The sequence below is a fragment of the Bradyrhizobium vignae genome (assembly GCF_900324035.1).
Taxonomy (GTDB): Bacteria; Pseudomonadota; Alphaproteobacteria; order Rhizobiales; family Xanthobacteraceae; genus Bradyrhizobium; species Bradyrhizobium vignae.
On sequence record NZ_LS398110.1, the window covers coordinates 8004972 to 8021156 of the forward strand.

Sequence of the window (16185 nt, forward strand, 5' to 3'; positions counted from 1 at the left end):
ACGATTTTCGCCGCTCGCAGGCCAACTCTGGCGCAAAAAAGTTGCTGCACAGACTCCGGCTGGCCCCCAGGGCCACGCCGGGCATGGTGCATGGGCAACAAAGAAAAGAGGGCGCACAAGACCGCCCGAGGGAGGAATTCTTGGCCATTCGTTACTACGACTGGATCGCCCATCATGGACGCCGCGCGCCGAACAAGGTCGCGCTCATCGATCTCGCGAGCGAGCGACGCTTCACCTATTCGCAGCTGGATGCCCGTGTCTCGCGCCTCGCCTCGTTCCTGCGCCACACGCTCAACGTCTCGCGCGGCGATCGCGTCGCAGTGCTGGCGTTAAACACGACCGATACGCTGGAGGTGCAGTTCGCCTGTGGCCGGTTGGGTGCCATCTTCGTGCCGCTGAACACCCGCCTCACCGTTCCCGAGCTTCAGTTCATCACCGGCGATTGCGCGCCGAAGGTGATGATCCACGATATTGATCTGGCCGAGACCGCGCAGAGCGTGGCGAAGCTTTGCGGGGTTACGACGAACCTGCTGCTTGGTCCGGGCGGCACCTATGAGGCCGGTATCGCCGCCGCAAAGCCGCTGGGCCGCGCCGAGGAGGTCACGCTCGATGATATCTCGACCATCATGTACACCTCGGGCACGACCGGACATCCGAAGGGCGCGACCATCACCCATGGCATGACCTTCTGGAATTGCGTCAATCTCGGCGGCCCCGCCTGCATCGGTCCGTCCTCGGTGCTGCTCACCGTGCTGCCGTTGTTCCACACCGGCGGCCTGAATTGCTACACCAATCCGGTGCTGCACGCAGGCGGGACCGTGATGATCATGCGCGCATTCGATCCCGGCACGGCGCTCGGCCTGATCAACGATCCCGCGCAGGGCATCAACGTGTTCTTCGGCGTGCCCGCGATCTATCAGTTCATGGCGCAGCATCCGGCCTTCGCGACCACCGATCTCAGCCGGCTTATCGTCGGCGGTGTCGGCGGCGCACCGATGCCGGTGCCGTTGTTGAAAGTCTGGGAGGCACGCGGCGTCGCGCTGCAGCAGGGCTATGGCATGACCGAGACCTCGCCGGCCGTGCTGGTGCTCGACCGAGAGGATGCGGCGCGCAAGGCCGGGTCCGCCGGCAAGCCGGTACTGCACACCGAGGTGCGCGTCGTCCGCCCCGATGGCAGCGACGCCGATGTCGGCGAGCTTGGCGAGCTCTGGGTTCGGGGGCCGAACATCACGCCGGGCTACTGGAACAGGCCGGAGGCGAACAAGACATCCTTCACCGATGGCTGGCTGCATACGGGCGATGCCACGCGCGTCGACGATGAGGGTTTTTACTACATCGTCGACCGCTGGAAGGACATGTACATCTCGGGCGGCGAGAACGTCTATCCGGCTGAGGTCGAGAACGTCCTGCACCAGCTCACCGCGATCGCGGAAGCCGCCGTGATCGGCATTCCCGACGTGCAATGGGGCGAGGTGGGCCTTGCGATCGTCGCGCTCAAGCCCGGCCAGAAGCTGACCGAGGCCGACGTCTTTGCGCATTGTGCGGCCAATCTGGCGCGCTTCAAATGCCCGCGCCAGATCCGCTTCGTCGATGCGCTGCCGCGCAACGCCACCGGCAAGATCCACAAGCCGACCTTGCGCAAGCAGTTCTCGGTGACTTCCGAAGTCGACAAGAAAGTCGCCAACGCCTGAAAGAAGCGCCCCTCACGAGCGCTTTTCTTTTTTGAAGTGCCTGCCCCACCCCACAAAAGCGAAGGTATTTCCATGAAGAACAAGAAAATCGCCTTACTCGCCGCGGCGACGGCTCTGACCTTGCTCTCGGTTCAGAGCGCCTCTGCGCAGAAGAAGTACGACACCGGTGCCAGCGACACCGAGATCAAGATCGGCAATGTCGAGGCCTATTCGGGCCCTGCTTCCGCCTACGGCGTCATCGGCAAGACCGAGGAAGCTTATTTCAAGATGATCAACGACCAGGGCGGCATCAACGGCCGCAAGATCAACTGGGTCTCCTACGATGACGGCTATTCGCCGCCCAAGACCGTGGAGCAGGTCCGCAAGCTGATCGAGAGTGACGAGGTGTTCCTGGTGTTCAACGCGCTGGGCACGCCGACCCAGACCGCCGTGCAGAAATATCAGAATGCCAAGAAGGTGCCGCAGCTCTTCCTCGCCACCGGCGCCAGCAAATGGAACGACCCGAAGAACTTTCCCTGGACCATGGGCTTCCAGCCGAGCTATCGGGTCGAGGCGCGGATCTTCGCGAAATATATCCTGCAGGCGAAGCCGGATGCCAAGGTCGCCATCTTTTATGCCAACGACGATTTCGGCAAGGACTACGTCGCCGGCATCAAGGAGATCTTTGGCGAGAAGGCATCTTCGCTGATCGTGGCGGAGGAGAGCTATGAGACCACCGAGCCCTCGATCGATTCCCACATCGTCAAGCTGAAGGGCACCGGCGCCAACGTGTTCGTCAACATCTCGACGCCGAAATTCGCGGCACAGGCGATCAAGAAGATCGCCGAGCTCGAATGGAAGCCGATGCACGTGATGACCGACGTGTCGATCTCGATCGGCGCGGTGATGAAACCCGCGGGGCTCGACGCGTCGGAAGGCGTGCTGTCGGCGACCTATCTGAAGGAAGCATCAGACCCGCAATGGAAGGATGATGAAGGCATGAAGAAATTCCTCGCCTTCATCGACAAGTACATGCCGGGCGCCAACGTCTCCGACACCAATCTCGTCTACGGCTATGCCGCTGCTCAGACCCTGGTGCAGACCTTGAAGCAGTGCGGGGACAATCTGACGCGGGAGAACGTGATGAAGCAGGCCGCGAGCCTGAAGGACTTTGCGCCCGATACGCTCATCCCGGGCATCAAGATCAATACCAGCGCCAACGACTTCGCACCGATCGAGCAGCTCAAGATGATCCGGTTCAAGGCTGGTCAATGGGAGCTATTCGGCGACATCATCAGCGCCGAAATCGGAGGCTAAAGCATGATCCGGAAAAGTGCGAAGCGGTTTTCCGGAAAAGATCATGCGTAAACAACAAGCTAAAGCGCGATGACGATTCATCCAAATCTCATCGCGCTTTAGTCCGGACCGGTTGAATACGCCCCCTGCCAGATAGCGGCCGAAAAGGCCGCTATCTTTTCAAGGGAACGAGGTCGAGGCGAGGTTATGCCGGCAGGAACAGCGCGAACGGCTCATCCACCGTGCGGCGCAGGTGCTTTCGGTACAGCTCATAGTTGGCATCGCCGGACGCGACCCGCCCGAGGGACGGCTTCGCAACGTTCCTGATCGGTACATAGGCGATGGGTGCAGCGATCGGCGTCAGCTGCGAGCCGGGGCCGGCGCGGAGCGTCGAGATGATGCCGTACATCTCGCCGGAAACCGTCGGGCGCGACACCGTGATCACGCGATGCTGGCCGTGCTTGATGATGACGAGGTAGATGAAGCCGGACTGATGGGGCACGGCGACCTCGCCGGTGTGCTCATAGGCGGCATCGGTCCGATCGCCCTCGCGGAAGACCAGCGACGAGACCTTCGGCTCCCAGACGATCTCGGTGCGATAGGCGAAGATCGCATCCTTGTCGCCGAAGGAGGGCCGCAGGGTGACGTAGACGTCCTCGAGCCAGGTGACGGCGCGATGCGCATAGGAGCCGAGGCTGTCGGGCGCGACATCGTTTTCGGCGGGAGGCGTCACGACGACGGCGTTCTTGCGCAAGGACACGCCCAGCGCTTGCTCCAGACGGACCGTCGTTGCCAGCGTGAACGGCCGGCGGCCGCCTAAAACTTTCTCCAGCGTCGACAGACTAAGCTTGGCCTGCTCCGCCAGCGCCTGCCGGGAGATCCGGCGTCTGGCCAGCTCCTCGCGAATGGTTTCCGCGATCTCGCGGCTCTGCTCGTCTGAAAGCTGCTTGTCGGCCTGCGTCTGCATCGTCAACCCTGCCCTGAGAGTCCCATCCTAGCAGGGCGGACAAACCAGCACAAAACCGCACATGGCCGCCCCGGCGGAAGCAAGTCCGGGCCGGCCGCGGCGGAACATTGCCGATCATTCTGCTCGCGAAAAGGTGCCCTGCCGGCGGATGTTGAGAACCAGCAAACACGCTTCGGGAGCAAGCCAAATGGACACCTACGACACGGCGGAGAGCGACGAACACCCCCTGTTGAGCCGGCTCATCAAGGTCGGACTGTTCCTTCTCGCACAGAGCATCGCAGTGATGCTGGTCGCCGTCCTGGCGCTGCTGGTGAGCTTCGGGACGAGCTGGTCGGCAACGACCGAACAGGCCGGCCTGCTCCAGCCCGGCGACGCCAGATCCGGCAGCCTGCTGCTGAAGGAAGACGGCGCCTATGCCGAGGCGATCCGCCTTGGCACGGACATCGATATCACGGTATCGGGCCCGACGCTGCGCGCGCGCGTCACCCAGGTGTTTCGCAACCCGACCAAGGATTGGGTCGAAGCCACCTACGTCTATCCGCTCGCGACCGATGGCGCCGTCGACACGCTGAAGATGGTGGTCGGCGACCGCGTCATCGTCGGCGACATCAAGGAGCGGCAGCAGGCGCGCGTGATCTACGAGGAGGCGCGCCGCGCCGGCCGGAAGGCCGCGCTGACCGAGCAGGAGCGGCCCAACATCTTCACCAACTCGGTCGCCAATATCGGCCCCGGCGAGACCGTGCTGGTGCAGATCGAATATCAGGAGCCGGTGCATCAATCCGGCAATGAGTATTCGCTGCGCCTGCCGCTGTTGGTCGCTCCGCGCTACAATCCGGCGCCGATCGTGCAGAGCGTCGACTTCCGCAAGGACGGCTCGGGCTGGGGCGCGACGACATCGGATCCCGTGCCGGATCGCGACCGCATCTCGCCGCCGGTGCTGGATCCTGCCAGGAACGCGCCGGTCAACCCGACCAGCATCACGGTGCGCCTGAACGCCGGCTTTGCGGTCGGCGAGGTCAAGAGCCACTATCATAACGTTAAGATCGAGAGCCCGGACAACACGACGCGCATCGTCACGCTTGCTGATGGCGCTGTCCCCGCCGACCGCGATTTCGAGCTGACCTGGAAGCCGGCCGCGAACAAGGCACCGTCGGTCGGCCTGTTCCGCGAGCATGTCGGCGATGCCGACTACGTGCTCGCCTTCGTCACCCCGCCGAGCGCCGAGCAGGCGACGCAGAAGCCGCTGCCGCGCGAGGTCGTGTTCGTGATCGACAATTCCGGTTCGATGGGTGGCACCTCCATCGTCGAGGCGAAGGCGAGCCTGCTCTATGCGCTCGGCCGCCTGCAGCCGAATGATCGGTTCAACGTGATCCGCTTCGACGACACCATGGACGTGCTGTTTCCGGCCTCCGTGCCGGCGGATGCCAGCCATGTCGGCGAGGCGACCTCGTTCGTCGGCGCGTTGCAGGCGCGCGGCGGCACCGAGATGGTGCCGGCGATGCGCGCGGCGCTGACCGACGAGCTCGGCGATACCAATATGGTTCGCCAGGTCGTGTTCCTGACCGACGGCGCGATCGGCAACGAACAGCAACTATTCGATGCGATCACGACGATGCGCGGTCGCTCGCGCGTGTTCATGGTCGGCATCGGGTCGGCGCCCAACACCTATCTGATGACCCGTGCCGCCGAGCTCGGCCGCGGTGCCTTCACCCATATCGGCTCCGTCGAGCAGGTGGAGGAGCGCATGCGCGGCCTCTTCGCCAAGCTGGAAAATCCGGCGGTGACCGGTCTCAGCGCAAAATTCTCCGACACCAAAGCCGACGTCACCCCGGCGATCATTCCGGACGTCTATCGCGACGAGCCCTTGGTGCTGGCGGCCAGGCTCGACAAGCTCGCGGGCTCGCTCGAGATCAAGGGCCGCGTCGGCGACCCTCCGTGGTCGGTGACGCTGCCGCTGCAAAACGCCGCCGAGGGCAAGGGCCTGTCAAAGCTCTGGGCCAAGCGCAAGATCAGCGATGCCGAAGTGGCGCGCACCTTGCGCGAGATGACGCCAGAGGAAGCCGACAAGGCGATCCTGGCGCTGGCGCTCGATCATCAGATCGTCACGCGACTGACCAGCCTCGTCGCGGTCGACAAGACACCGAGCCGTCCTGAGGGCGAACCGCTCAAGCTCAGCGACCTGCCGATCAATCTTCCGGCCGGCTGGGACTTCGAGAAAGTGTTCGGCGAACGGCCGCATCCGACGCCGACGCAGCTGCGCGAACGTCATGCCGATGCGCGCGATCAGCCGGCGGCACGACGGCCGACACCCGCCGCACCCGATGCGATCCGCCTGCCCAAGACTGCAACCTCGGCCGAGCTGAAGATGATTGCAGGCCTGATCCTGATCGTGCTCGCCCTGACCCTGTTCGTGTTCAAACGGCGCCGGTCCTTGCTCACCGACGCCGCTTGAGAGAGGAGCATCCCCGAACTCCTCTGTTAGCGCGCGCGGCTGCCCGTCCCGTACAACGGCCGCGCGCGCCTTTTTTGATCGTCATTGCGAGGAGCGAAGCGACGAAGCAATGACGGGAGACGAAACACAATGCCCCGCCTCATCTCTCCCCTGCTATTGGCGCTGATCGGCCTCATCCTGTTCGGCGACGGCGCCTATATCCATGCCAAGGCGTGGTTGGCGCAGGTGTTGCTGGAGCAGGCATTCGACAGGAGCATTGCGACGGGCCAGGCGGTGAAGCCATGGTCGTGGGCCGACACCTGGCCGGTGGCGCGGATCGAGGTCAAGCGGATCGGCGCCAGCGCCATCGTGCTGGAAGGCGCGAGCGGACAGGCGCTTGCTTTCGGGCCCGGCCATGTCCAGCACACGGCTGATGCTGGCGAACGCGGAACTGCTGTCTATGCCGCGCATCGCGACACTCATTTCCGCTTCCTGCGGAATGTTGCCATGGGTGACGTCATCGATGTCACGCGCAGCGACGGTCGACATTTTCGCTATCGCGCGGATTCGTCGGCCGTGGTCCGCTTCGATGCATCGGGTATCGACGCCGCGGCACAAGGTTTCGGGCTTGTCCTAGCGACCTGCTGGCCGTTCGACGCCGTGACCTCTGGTCCCGAACGCTACGTCCTGCATGCGACATTGATTGGAGCCGACAGATAGATCGCCGATCGGACTGACACACACCGATGCGCACTTCATTCCACCACACGGCATACCAGCCACACGGTTGCCACTCCGAAGGACTCGCCATAGAACAGAGTGACGCGCCACCAAAGAACAACAACAGGTGAGGTCACGCCATGGAAGCCCGTGTGTCTGCTGCGTCCGCGTCGCGCGTATGGTCTCCGCCGCCAGATGCCAGCGACATCGTCAAGGGAATCCACGCAATGCTGCACCCGCACAACATCGTGTTGGTGGGCGCGACCGATAAGCCCGGCAATTATGCCGAGCGCATCTGGAACAATCTGGTCAAATACGGCTTCGAGGGCGGGCTCTATCCGGTCAACGCCAAACGCGAGATCATCTGGGGCGTTACCTGCTACAAGGATTTCGCGAGCCTTCCGGAAAAGCCCGACCACGTCCTGGTGCTGGTGCCGGCGCGCTTCGCGGTGCAGGTGGTCCGCGATGCCGCCGCGGCGGGCGCGCGCTCGGCCACCATCGTCACCTCAGGCTTCAGCGAGCTGCAGGATGACGAAAGCCAGAGGCTCGCCGCCGAATTGCAGGCCGCGATCCGCGAGACGGGCCTCGCCGTCACCGGCCCGAACTGCCTCGGCAACTTGAGCGCCGGCGAGAAGCTCTTCACCAATATCGACGACCGCATCGTCACCATGGAGCAAGGCGCGGTGGCGATCGCAGGCCAATCCGGCGCCATCGTCATGGCGATCCGCCAGGCGCTGGAGGATCGCGGCGTCGGGGTCGGCTACATGGTGACGACAGGCAACGAGGCCGGACTCGAGACGCCCGACCTCATGCGCTATTTCGCCGAGGATCCGAGCATCAGGGTGATCGTGGTCTACCTCGAAGGCGTGCGCAACACCAGGGCGTTCCGCGATGCCTGCAAGGCGGCGCGCGCCGCCAGCAAGCCCGTGATCGCGCTCAAGCTCGGGGCATCAGAGGGTGGCCGCGCCGCGGCGATGGCCCATACCGGCGCGCTGGCGGGCTCGATCGAGACGTTCGACGCGATCGCCACACGCGAAGGCGTGATCCGGGTTAGGGGCCTCGACGAGCTGATCGAGACCACCGAATGTTTCGTTCATTCTGCCGTGCCGAAAGGTGACCGGCTCGCGGCCGTGACGCTGTCCGGCGGCAAACGCGGCATGCTGATCGACGCCTTCTACAAGGAAGGCCTGAACTTCGCGCCGCTAAGCCCGCATGTCAGCTCGGAGCTGGCAAAAATGCTCGGGCCGGGCTCGATCGTCGGCAATCCGCTCGACGCCGGCTTTGCCGCCGTCGTCGATCCCTCCGTCTACATGAAATCGATCAAGCTGATGATCGACGATCCCGATATCGACATCGTCATCATCGATGCCGAGCTGCCGAAGGTGCCGCACGAGCTGCGCGAGCGGAATTTGCGCATCGTCAACGAGATGGCGAGCCGGGCCGCAAAGCCCGTGATCTATGTCAGTGCGATGTCGATCGGCTTCACCGAATTCACCAAGAGCCTGCGCAAATCCCTGCCCCATCTTGCGGTCATGCAGGGCATGGACCGCGCGGTGACCGCGATCAAGTCGCTGCTCGATTACGCGAAGCTGCGCAAGGAGGTGCCCGACATCGTCTCCAGCTCTAAACCCGCCGCGCGTGCCGTGCTGGAGAAGGCATTGAGATCGGCGACTGGCGCCGCACTCGACGAGGTCGCCTCGAAGAAGCTGCTGAAGGCCTATGGCATCCCGATCTCGAAGGAGGCGATCGCACAAACCGCGGCGGAAGCCGCGACGATTGCCACGCAGATCGGATTTCCGGTCGTGGCAAAGGTCGTCAGCGCAGAGATCCTGCACAAGTCCGACATCGGCGGTGTGGTGCTGGATCTCAACAGCGCGGCCGAGGTGAAGAAGGCGTTCGCCGACATCACCGCACGGGTCAAGAAGCTGAAGGGCAAGCCGAAACTCGATGGCATCCTGATCGCACAGCAGGTCAAGGCCGAGCTCGAGCTCGTGGTCGGCGCTTCGCTCGATGCCGAGATGGGGCCGGTGGTGCTGTTCGGCACCGGTGGCATCGACATCGAGCTGATGAAGGACGTCGCGCTCGCCGGCGCGCCGCTGGATGAGGCCGAGGCGCGGCTGCTGATCGGCCGCACCAAGGCCGGGATCAAGATGCGCGGCTATCGCGGCAGGCCGGCTTTGCATGAGGCGTCGGCGGTGAAGGCGCTGGTCGGGCTGTCCAATTTGATCGCGGATGCCGGCGACCGGATCGCCTCGGTCGACATCAACCCGTTCCTGATCAACACCAGGACGGGCGTCGCGGTCGATGCGCTGATCGTGCTCAACAACGCCGCGGCAAGACGCGCGGCCGGGCATTGAAGGGGGCGGTCGGGTTAGCGGCAGCGTGATCCGCCAATCAGGTCCATCCACACACGCGGCGTTAGCGGATCACGATTTCGGCTTCGCTCCTCGCGCTTCGGCGGACAAGTCGTTAACCCGCCCGATGTACCATTGCGGGCTCCTTCCAACTTCCCCGGTTTGGCCGTAGAATCGCTCCCGCATGGCACGCGCGAGCAATCTTGTGATCGGAACGGCGACGCTGGCGGCGATCGCCGTGGCGTTCGGCGGCCTGCTCGGCGTGCAGAAATGGCGCACGATCCAGAGCCGCAGCCAGTTGCGCGTGGTGTTCGAAGGCGGCTCCGCCAGCGGACTGCGCCGCGGTGGGCCGGTCAATTTCGACGGCGTGCCCGCCGGCCAGATCCTGTCGATCAAGCTGGATAATCCCCGCAGGATCGTGGCGCTCGTCGCGCTCGACAACACCGCGCCGATCCGCAAGGACACCGTGGCAGGCATCGAGTTCCAGGGCCTCACCGGCATTGCTGCCATCTCACTGATCGGCGGCGCCCCCTCTGCGCCGCCGGTGCCGCTCGACGCAGACGGCATCCCCGTGCTGACCGCCGATCTCAGCGATGCCGAATCCATCGTCGAAACCCTGCACAGCGTCGACCGTGCCATCGTGAACAACGCCCCCGCGATCAAGGAGGGCCTGCGTACGTTCGAGACCACCACCGCCGATCTCAGGAGCAAGGGTGCTCAGATCGATTCGGTCATGGCCAAGGTCGACAGCGCCTTTGCGGGATTCGACAAGGCGGTCGCAAGGATCGAGGGCGTGGTGCCGGGCTTCGTCGACGGCAAGGCCGACGAGCTGTTCGAGAGAATCAAGGAGCTGCACGAGCTTGCCGGCACCATGAAGAAGAAGTCGGCGACCTACCTCGAAGACATCCGCCGCTCGCTGCTCGACGTCAGCGAGGCTGCCAACAAGATGAGCGGCGTGCCGGCAGCTACTACGGCCCCGCGCCCACCGCGCAGACCCACGGAGCAGAAGCGGTAATCTCCGACACGTGGTGCACGAGTTCCTTGCCGGCGTCACGAGCGGGTGACGTGCACCAGCACTGACTCAGTAATTGCTCGGGGACGCTCCATTCGGGATGCCTTCGATCGGGCACTCGTCCGTCCCCGGCGTCGAGCGGGTCATCGCCTCGACCATGTCCCGCGTGCCTTCGGGATCCCTAATCCAATTCTTGTAGAAGTCATACGGGCACGCCGCGACACCGCGCGGGCTGTCGCCGGAATTGATCATGCCGGTGTAGCCGCGGTGGACCAGCTTGTAGAGATGGTTTTGCGACTGGCCGTTGCGGCGCGCGTCGCGGATCAGATGTTTCGACAGCTGGGCGTACTGGATGCCATAATCCTCCTCGCCGCACTCGCCGAGCGTACGACCGTCGAAGCCGATGATCGCGGAGTGGCCGAAATAGGAATAGACGCCGTCGAAGCCGGCAGCATTGGCGACCGCGACATAGACGTTGTTGGCCCACGCCATCGCCTTCGAGATCATGACCTGCTGCTCCTTGGCCGGATACATATAGCCCTGGCAGCGCACGATCAGCTCGGCGCCCTTCATGGCGCAGTCGCGCCAGATCTCCGGATAATTGCCATCGTCGCAGATGATCAGGCTGACCTTGAGGCCTTTCGGACCCTCGGAGACATAGGTGCAATTGCCGGGATACCAGCCTTCGATCGGCACCCAGGGCATGATCTTGCGGTACTTCTGCACGATCTCGCCCTTGTCGTTCATCAGGATCAGGGTGTTGTAGGGCGCCTTGTGCGGATGCTCCTCGTGGCGCTCGCCGGTGAGCGAGAATACGCCCCACACCTTGGCCTTGCGGCAGGCCTCGGCGAAGATCGCGGTTTCCTCGCCCGGCACCACGGACGCGGTCTCGTACATCTCCTTGGAGTCGTACATGATCCCTTGCGTGGAATATTCCGGAAAGATCACGAGATCCATGCCGGGCAGGCCGGCCTTCATGCCGACGATCATGTCGGCGATCTTGTGGGCGTTATCGAGCACCTCGGCCTTGGTGTGCAGGCGCGGCATCTTGTAGTTGACCACCGCGACACCGACCGTGTCGTTGCTGCTGGAAATGTCGCCGTGAAGCATGTTCAGCGCTCCTGTCTTTTATTGGCGTGAGGCGTGGGGTTAGTGGCTGATCATCCAGGGCCGCGCGGTCGGAAAGCCCTTGGCGCCGCTCCTGGTCTTGGTCATCAGCCGCGCCGGCTTTTTCCTGTCCGTCGAGCTCTTGTCCTTCACCGTCTTGCCCGACGAGCAGCAGCCGCAGCCGGGTCCGTGCGAGGCCTTGTATTGCGCCAGCGTCTGCGGTGCGTGCGTGCTGCGCTCGTTGACGGCATGCGCCTTGCGCTTCTCCGCGGGCATGCAGAAGAAGTTCGGCGCCGTCAGGATCACCCGCGGGGCCATGCTCTCGCAATGCGGGCAACTTTGCGGATCATCGCATTCCGCCATCGGGCGGAGGTCCTTGAAAGGTCCGCAGTCGTCGCAGAGATATTCATAGACGGGCATCGCATCATCCCTAACGTGTTCAACGGAGCTCGCTGCTGCGCTCATGCGAAGGCAGCCCTCATCCCGACCCTCTCCCCGCAAGAACGGGGAGAGGGAGCGCGGCATCATTTGTCCGGCGAGATCGGCATCTGGATGTCGCCAGTGATGTGCTTGATGGGTCCGGCCGCCGACGGCATCACGTCGAAGTCGAAGATCTCGGTCGGCAGCCATAGCGTGGCGCAGGCGTTGGGCACGTCGACCACGCCGGAGATGTGGCCCTGGCACGGCGCGGTGCCGAGGATCGAATAGGCCTGGGCGCCGGAGTAGCCGAACTTCTTCAGGTATTCGATCGCGTTGAGACAGGCCTGGCGGTAGGCGATGTGGACGTCGAGATAATGCTGCTTGCCGGCTTCATCCACCGAGATGCCTTCGAAGATCAGATAGTCCTTGTAGTTGGGCGTGATCGGCGACGGCTTGAAGATCGGGTTCTTGATGCCGTATTTCGACATGCCGTCCTTGATCACCTCGACCTTCAGGTGCAGCCAGCCGGCCATCTCGATGGCGCCGCAGAAGGTGATCTCGCCGTCGCCCTGGCTGAAGTGCAGGTCGCCCATCGAAAGACCTGCGCCGGGCACGTAGACCGGGAAATAGATCTTCGAACCGCGGGAGAGATCCTTGATGTCGCAATTGCCGCCATGCTCGCGCGGCGGCACAGTGCGCGCACCTTCCGCTCCGATCTTGGCCTTGACGTCACCCTTGGCACGGCCGCCATGGGCGGTCGCCGCGAACGGCGGGTTAGCCAAACCGGGCACGCGGGTCGGATTGGTCGAGATCAGCTCGGCCTCGCGCTTGTTCCAGGTCTCAAGCATCTTCGGATCGGGCAGACAGCCGATCAGGCCGGGATGGATCAGGCCAGCAAAATTCACGCCTGGCACATGGCGCGAGGAGGTGTAGAGGCCCTTGATGTCCCAGATCGACTTCTGCGCCAGCGGGAAGTGGTCGGTGAGGAATCCGCCGCCGTTCTGCTTGGAGAAGAAGCCGTTGAAGCCCCAAAGGCTCTCCTTGAGCGGGCCGACGTCGAGCAGGTCGACGACGAGGAGATCGCCGGGCTCGGCGCCCTTGACGCCGATCGGGCCGGAGAGGAAGTGCACGATCGACAGGTCGATGTCGCGCACGTCGTCGGCGGAATCGTTGTTCTTGATGAAGCCGCCGGTCCAGTCATAGGTCTCGATGATGAAGTCGTCGCCGGGATTGACCCAGGCCACGATCGGAATGTCGGGGTGCCAGCGGTTGTGCACCATGTCGTTTTCATAGGCCGATTTGGTGAGATCGACCTTGATCAGTGTCTCTGGCATCGAGATGCTCCCCTTCTACTTGCGGTTGGTTAGACGGACAGATATTTCGAGACCTGCGCGGCATCGACGGCGTCGCACGGATCGTCGCGCACGATCTCGCCGTTCTCGATCACCAGCACGCGGTCGGCGATATCGAGCGCGAAGCTCAGGACCTGCTCGGACACCACGATCGAGAGCCCCTTCTCGTCGCGGATGCGCTTGAGCGTGCGCGCCATCTCCTTGATGATCGACGGCTGGATGCCCTCTGTCGGTTCATCCAGCAGCAGCACCTTCGGCTTGGTCGCAAGCGCGCGCGCGATCGCGAGCTGCTGCTGCTGGCCGCCGGAGAGATTGCCGCCGCGGCGGCCCTTCATCTCCAGCAGCACCGGAAACAATTCGTAGATGTCGCTTGGCACCTCGGAGCCGCCGCAGACGACGAGGCCGGTCTCGATGTTCTCCTTCACCGTCATGGTGGAGAAGATCATGCGACCCTGCGGCACATAGGCGAGGCCCTTGGCGACGCGCTCGTAGCTCTTGAGACCGCCGAGCTCGGCGCCGTCCATGGTCACCGAACCGCTTTTGGCCGGCAGGATGCCCATCAGCGATTTCATCAGCGTGGTCTTGCCCATGCCGTTGCGGCCCATGATCGCGACGATCTCGTTCGGCGCGACCTTGACGTTGAGCCCGTGCAGCACCTCGCTCTGGCCGTAAGCGACGTGAAGATCTGAAATTGCCAGCATCGTTGGCTCCTAGACTCGGTGCTTCTTCACCTCTGCCCGGCGGGGAGAGGCATAGGCCGCTCTTCGCGGCCATGCTTCAAAACGCCGAAGCGAAGCTTCGGCTTTGGCGCAGCGCCGGGTGAGGGGGCGCAGGTCCATCGAGGGAGCGAAGCCCCTCACCCGAATGGCTGCGCCATTCGACCTCTCCCTATGGGAGGGGTGGACCGCGCGTGCTTGCCCCTTACTCGCCATCGTCAGTGTCCCAGATAGACTTCAACGACCTTGGGATCGTTCTTCACCTTCTCCATCGTCCCCTCCGAGAGGATCTGGCCCTGGTGCAGCACGGTGACCTTGTGCGCGATGTCTTCGACGAATTTCATGTCGTGCTCGATCACCAGCACCGAGCGATTCTTGATGATGCGGTTGAGCAGCTCGGCTGTCTTGGCGCGTTCGGACACGCTCATGCCGGCGACGGGCTCGTCGAGCATCAACAGGTCCGGATCCTGGATCAGCAGCATGCCGATCTCGAGCCACTGCTTCTGGCCATGGCTGAGCTCGTCGGCATAGGTATTGAGCTTGTCCTTCAGGAAGATCATCTCCGCGACCTCTTCGACCCGGTCCTTCACCAGCTGATCACGCTGAAAGGTCAGCGAGCCGAACACGGTGCGGCCGCGCGGAAACGAGATCTCGAGATTCTCGAAAACGGTGAGGTCCTCGAACACCGACGGCGTCTGGAACTTGCGCCCGACACCGGTCTGCACGATCTCGTTTTCCCTCATTTTCGTGAGCTCCTTGCCACGAAACTGAATTGAACCCGACGTTGCCTTGGTCTTGCCGCAGATCAGGTCAAGCACAGTGGTCTTGCCCGCGCCGTTGGGACCGATGATGACGCGGATCTCGTTCTCCTCGACGTAGAAGGAGAGATCGTTGACTGCCTTGAAGCCGTCGAACGAGACGGTCAGTCCGGAAACCGCGAGCAGGAATTCCTTGGGCTGATGACCGATGAGCATGATCTACCTCCTCACTCTGCCGGCGCGCCGTCGGCGACGGAGTTGTCGTTCCAGCCCGCCTTCGCCCTGCGCGAGGCGAACAGCTGATCGATGCGCGGCTGCACGTAATCGGCCCAGAGCCCGGACAGACCGTTCGGGAAGGCGAGAACGACGGCGATGAACAGCGCGCCGAGGCCGAACAGCCAGAGTTGCGGAAAAGATTCCGACAGGCTGGTCTTGGCGAAATTCACCAGGATGGCGCCCCAGATCGCGCCGAAGATCGACATCCGCCCGCCGACGGCGGTGTAGATCACCATCTCGATCGATGGCACGATGCCGACGAAGGACGGCGACATGAAGCCGACATTGAGCGCGAACATGGCGCCGCCGATCGCGGCGAAGATCGCGGCCATGCAGAAGGCAAAGATCTTGAAATTGGCGACGCTGTAGCCGGAGAAGCGGACGCGGTCCTCCTGTTCGCGCATCGCCACCAGAATGCGGCCGAGCTTGGTCAGGCGGATGAATTGCGCGATGCCGATGCAGGCGAACAGCAGCACCACCTCGACGAAGTACAGGATGATCTTGGCGTGGTCGGGCCGGATGTCCCAGCCCTTGAGCGTGCGCAGATCGGTCATGCCGTTGATGCCGCCGGTATAGCCCTGTTGACCCACGATCAGGATGGTGAGGATGGCGGCGACGGCCTGGGTGATGATCGCGAAATAGGTGCCGCCGACGCGGCGCTTGAACATCGCGGTGCCGATGATCAGGGCGAACAGGCCGGGCACCAAGATGATGGCGAGGATGGTGAAGGTCAGGCTGTGAAACGGCTGCCAGAAGAACGGCAGCGCCGTGATCTGATTCCAGTCCATGAAATCGGGAATGCCGGGCGTCGACTGGATCTTGGTGTTCTCGACGCTCGAGGCCTCGAGCTTGAGGAACATCGCCATGCAATAGCCGCCGAGGCCGAAGAACACGCCCTGCCCCAGGCTCAAGATGCCGCCATATCCCCAGCACAGCACGAGACCGATCGCGACAAAGGCGTAGGTCAGGTATTTCGCGACCAGGTTGAGGCGGAACACGTCCAGCGTCAGCGGCAGGATCACGAACAACACGGCGGCCAAGGCAATGAAGCCCATGAGCTCGGATCGGTTGAAGAAGCGTGAGTTGATGATCATGACTTGCCTCTC

General features: G+C 63.4%; 13 protein-coding genes. 6 read left to right on the top strand and 7 right to left on the bottom strand.

Going from position 1 to position 16185, the window contains the following annotated elements; translation table 11 throughout:
* Positions 1 to 140: 140 nt before the first annotated feature.
* Positions 141 to 1691, top strand: coding sequence for an acyl-CoA synthetase (locus tag BRAD3257_RS38505; RefSeq protein ID WP_162500513.1), 1551 nt, complete (start codon positions 141 to 143; stop codon positions 1689 to 1691).
* A gap of 72 nt (positions 1692 to 1763) precedes the next feature.
* The gene (locus BRAD3257_RS38510) at positions 1764 to 2987 is read left to right on the top strand and encodes an ABC transporter substrate-binding protein (protein ID WP_122406181.1); all 1224 of its coding nucleotides are present in this window, start codon (positions 1764 to 1766) and stop codon (positions 2985 to 2987) included.
* 184 nt (positions 2988 to 3171) lie between these two features.
* Here BRAD3257_RS38510 and BRAD3257_RS38515 read toward each other — a convergent pair whose 3' ends face one another.
* A complete protein-coding gene (locus BRAD3257_RS38515) occupies positions 3172 to 3933 on the bottom strand; it encodes a helix-turn-helix transcriptional regulator (RefSeq protein WP_162500514.1) in 762 nt (253 codons plus the stop codon).
* Positions 3934 to 4120: 187 nt separating this feature from the next.
* Here BRAD3257_RS38515 and BRAD3257_RS38520 point away from each other — a divergent pair, with 187 nt between their 5' ends.
* The 4 genes from BRAD3257_RS38520 to BRAD3257_RS38535 all read left to right on the top strand — a co-directional run bounded on the left by BRAD3257_RS38520 (position 4121) and on the right by BRAD3257_RS38535 (position 10453).
* On the top strand, positions 4121 to 6385 hold the full coding sequence (locus BRAD3257_RS38520; RefSeq protein ID WP_122406183.1) for a marine proteobacterial sortase target protein: 2265 nt from the start codon (positions 4121 to 4123) through the stop codon (positions 6383 to 6385).
* Between the two features lie 129 nt (positions 6386 to 6514).
* A complete protein-coding gene (locus BRAD3257_RS38525; RefSeq protein ID WP_122406184.1) occupies positions 6515 to 7084 on the top strand; it encodes a class GN sortase in 570 nt (189 codons plus the stop codon).
* A 140-nt stretch (positions 7085 to 7224) separates the two neighbouring features.
* Positions 7225 to 9441 (top strand): acetate--CoA ligase family protein, encoded by a 2217-nt coding sequence (locus BRAD3257_RS38530; protein ID WP_122406185.1) that lies wholly within the window; start codon positions 7225 to 7227, stop codon positions 9439 to 9441.
* A gap of 181 nt (positions 9442 to 9622) precedes the next feature.
* Complete coding sequence (locus tag BRAD3257_RS38535) at positions 9623 to 10453, top strand: MlaD family protein (protein ID WP_122406186.1); 831 nt, start codon at positions 9623 to 9625, stop codon at positions 10451 to 10453.
* 66 nt (positions 10454 to 10519) lie between these two features.
* On the opposite strand, the gene BRAD3257_RS38540 is transcribed toward BRAD3257_RS38535, so the two are convergent.
* The 6 genes from BRAD3257_RS38540 to urtC all read right to left on the bottom strand — a co-directional run bounded on the left by BRAD3257_RS38540 (position 10520) and on the right by urtC (position 16173).
* Entirely contained in the window at positions 10520 to 11560 is a 1041-nt protein-coding gene (locus tag BRAD3257_RS38540; protein ID WP_122406187.1) for an aliphatic amidase, read from the bottom strand.
* 39 nt (positions 11561 to 11599) lie between these two features.
* Positions 11600 to 11977: an FmdB family zinc ribbon protein gene (locus BRAD3257_RS38545; protein ID WP_122406188.1), complete on the bottom strand. Its 378-nt coding sequence runs from the start codon at positions 11975 to 11977 to the stop codon at positions 11600 to 11602.
* A gap of 104 nt (positions 11978 to 12081) precedes the next feature.
* A complete protein-coding gene (gene fmdA, locus BRAD3257_RS38550) occupies positions 12082 to 13311 on the bottom strand; it encodes a formamidase (protein WP_024336981.1) in 1230 nt (409 codons plus the stop codon).
* Positions 13312 to 13340: 29 nt separating this feature from the next.
* Positions 13341 to 14030 carry an urea ABC transporter ATP-binding subunit UrtE gene (gene urtE / locus BRAD3257_RS38555; RefSeq protein ID WP_122406189.1) on the bottom strand — a complete coding sequence of 230 codons (690 nt, stop codon included), beginning with the start codon at positions 14028 to 14030 and terminating at the stop codon, positions 13341 to 13343.
* A gap of 233 nt (positions 14031 to 14263) precedes the next feature.
* Positions 14264 to 15019: an urea ABC transporter ATP-binding protein UrtD gene (urtD, locus tag BRAD3257_RS38560; RefSeq protein ID WP_027575221.1), complete on the bottom strand. Its 756-nt coding sequence runs from the start codon at positions 15017 to 15019 to the stop codon at positions 14264 to 14266.
* A gap of 11 nt (positions 15020 to 15030) precedes the next feature.
* A complete protein-coding gene (gene urtC, locus BRAD3257_RS38565) occupies positions 15031 to 16173 on the bottom strand; it encodes an urea ABC transporter permease subunit UrtC (RefSeq protein ID WP_162500515.1) in 1143 nt (380 codons plus the stop codon).
* Positions 16174 to 16185: the final 12 nt, after the last annotated feature.

Bases quoted from the DNA above. Each gene is read 5' to 3' on its own strand.
- BRAD3257_RS38515 (WP_162500514.1), bottom strand. From the start codon at position 3,933: ATGCAGACGCAGGCCGACAAGCAGCTTTCAGACGAGCAGAGCCGCGAG.
- urtC (WP_162500515.1), bottom strand. From the start codon at position 16,173: ATGATCATCAACTCACGCTTCTTCAACCGATCCGAGCTCATGGGCTTC.
- BRAD3257_RS38520 (WP_122406183.1), top strand. From the start codon at position 4,121: ATGGACACCTACGACACGGCGGAGAGCGACGAACACCCCCTGTTGAGC.
- BRAD3257_RS38530 (WP_122406185.1), top strand. From the start codon at position 7,225: ATGGAAGCCCGTGTGTCTGCTGCGTCCGCGTCGCGCGTATGGTCTCCG.
- fmdA (WP_024336981.1), bottom strand. From the start codon at position 13,311: ATGCCAGAGACACTGATCAAGGTCGATCTCACCAAATCGGCCTATGAA.
- BRAD3257_RS38535 (WP_122406186.1), top strand. From the start codon at position 9,623: ATGGCACGCGCGAGCAATCTTGTGATCGGAACGGCGACGCTGGCGGCG.
- BRAD3257_RS38540 (WP_122406187.1), bottom strand. From the start codon at position 11,560: ATGCTTCACGGCGACATTTCCAGCAGCAACGACACGGTCGGTGTCGCG.
- urtD (WP_027575221.1), bottom strand. From the start codon at position 15,019: ATGCTCATCGGTCATCAGCCCAAGGAATTCCTGCTCGCGGTTTCCGGA.
- BRAD3257_RS38525 (WP_122406184.1), top strand. From the start codon at position 6,515: ATGCCCCGCCTCATCTCTCCCCTGCTATTGGCGCTGATCGGCCTCATC.
- BRAD3257_RS38545 (WP_122406188.1), bottom strand. From the start codon at position 11,977: ATGCCCGTCTATGAATATCTCTGCGACGACTGCGGACCTTTCAAGGAC.
- urtE (WP_122406189.1), bottom strand. From the start codon at position 14,030: ATGCTGGCAATTTCAGATCTTCACGTCGCTTACGGCCAGAGCGAGGTG.
- BRAD3257_RS38510 (WP_122406181.1), top strand. From the start codon at position 1,764: ATGAAGAACAAGAAAATCGCCTTACTCGCCGCGGCGACGGCTCTGACC.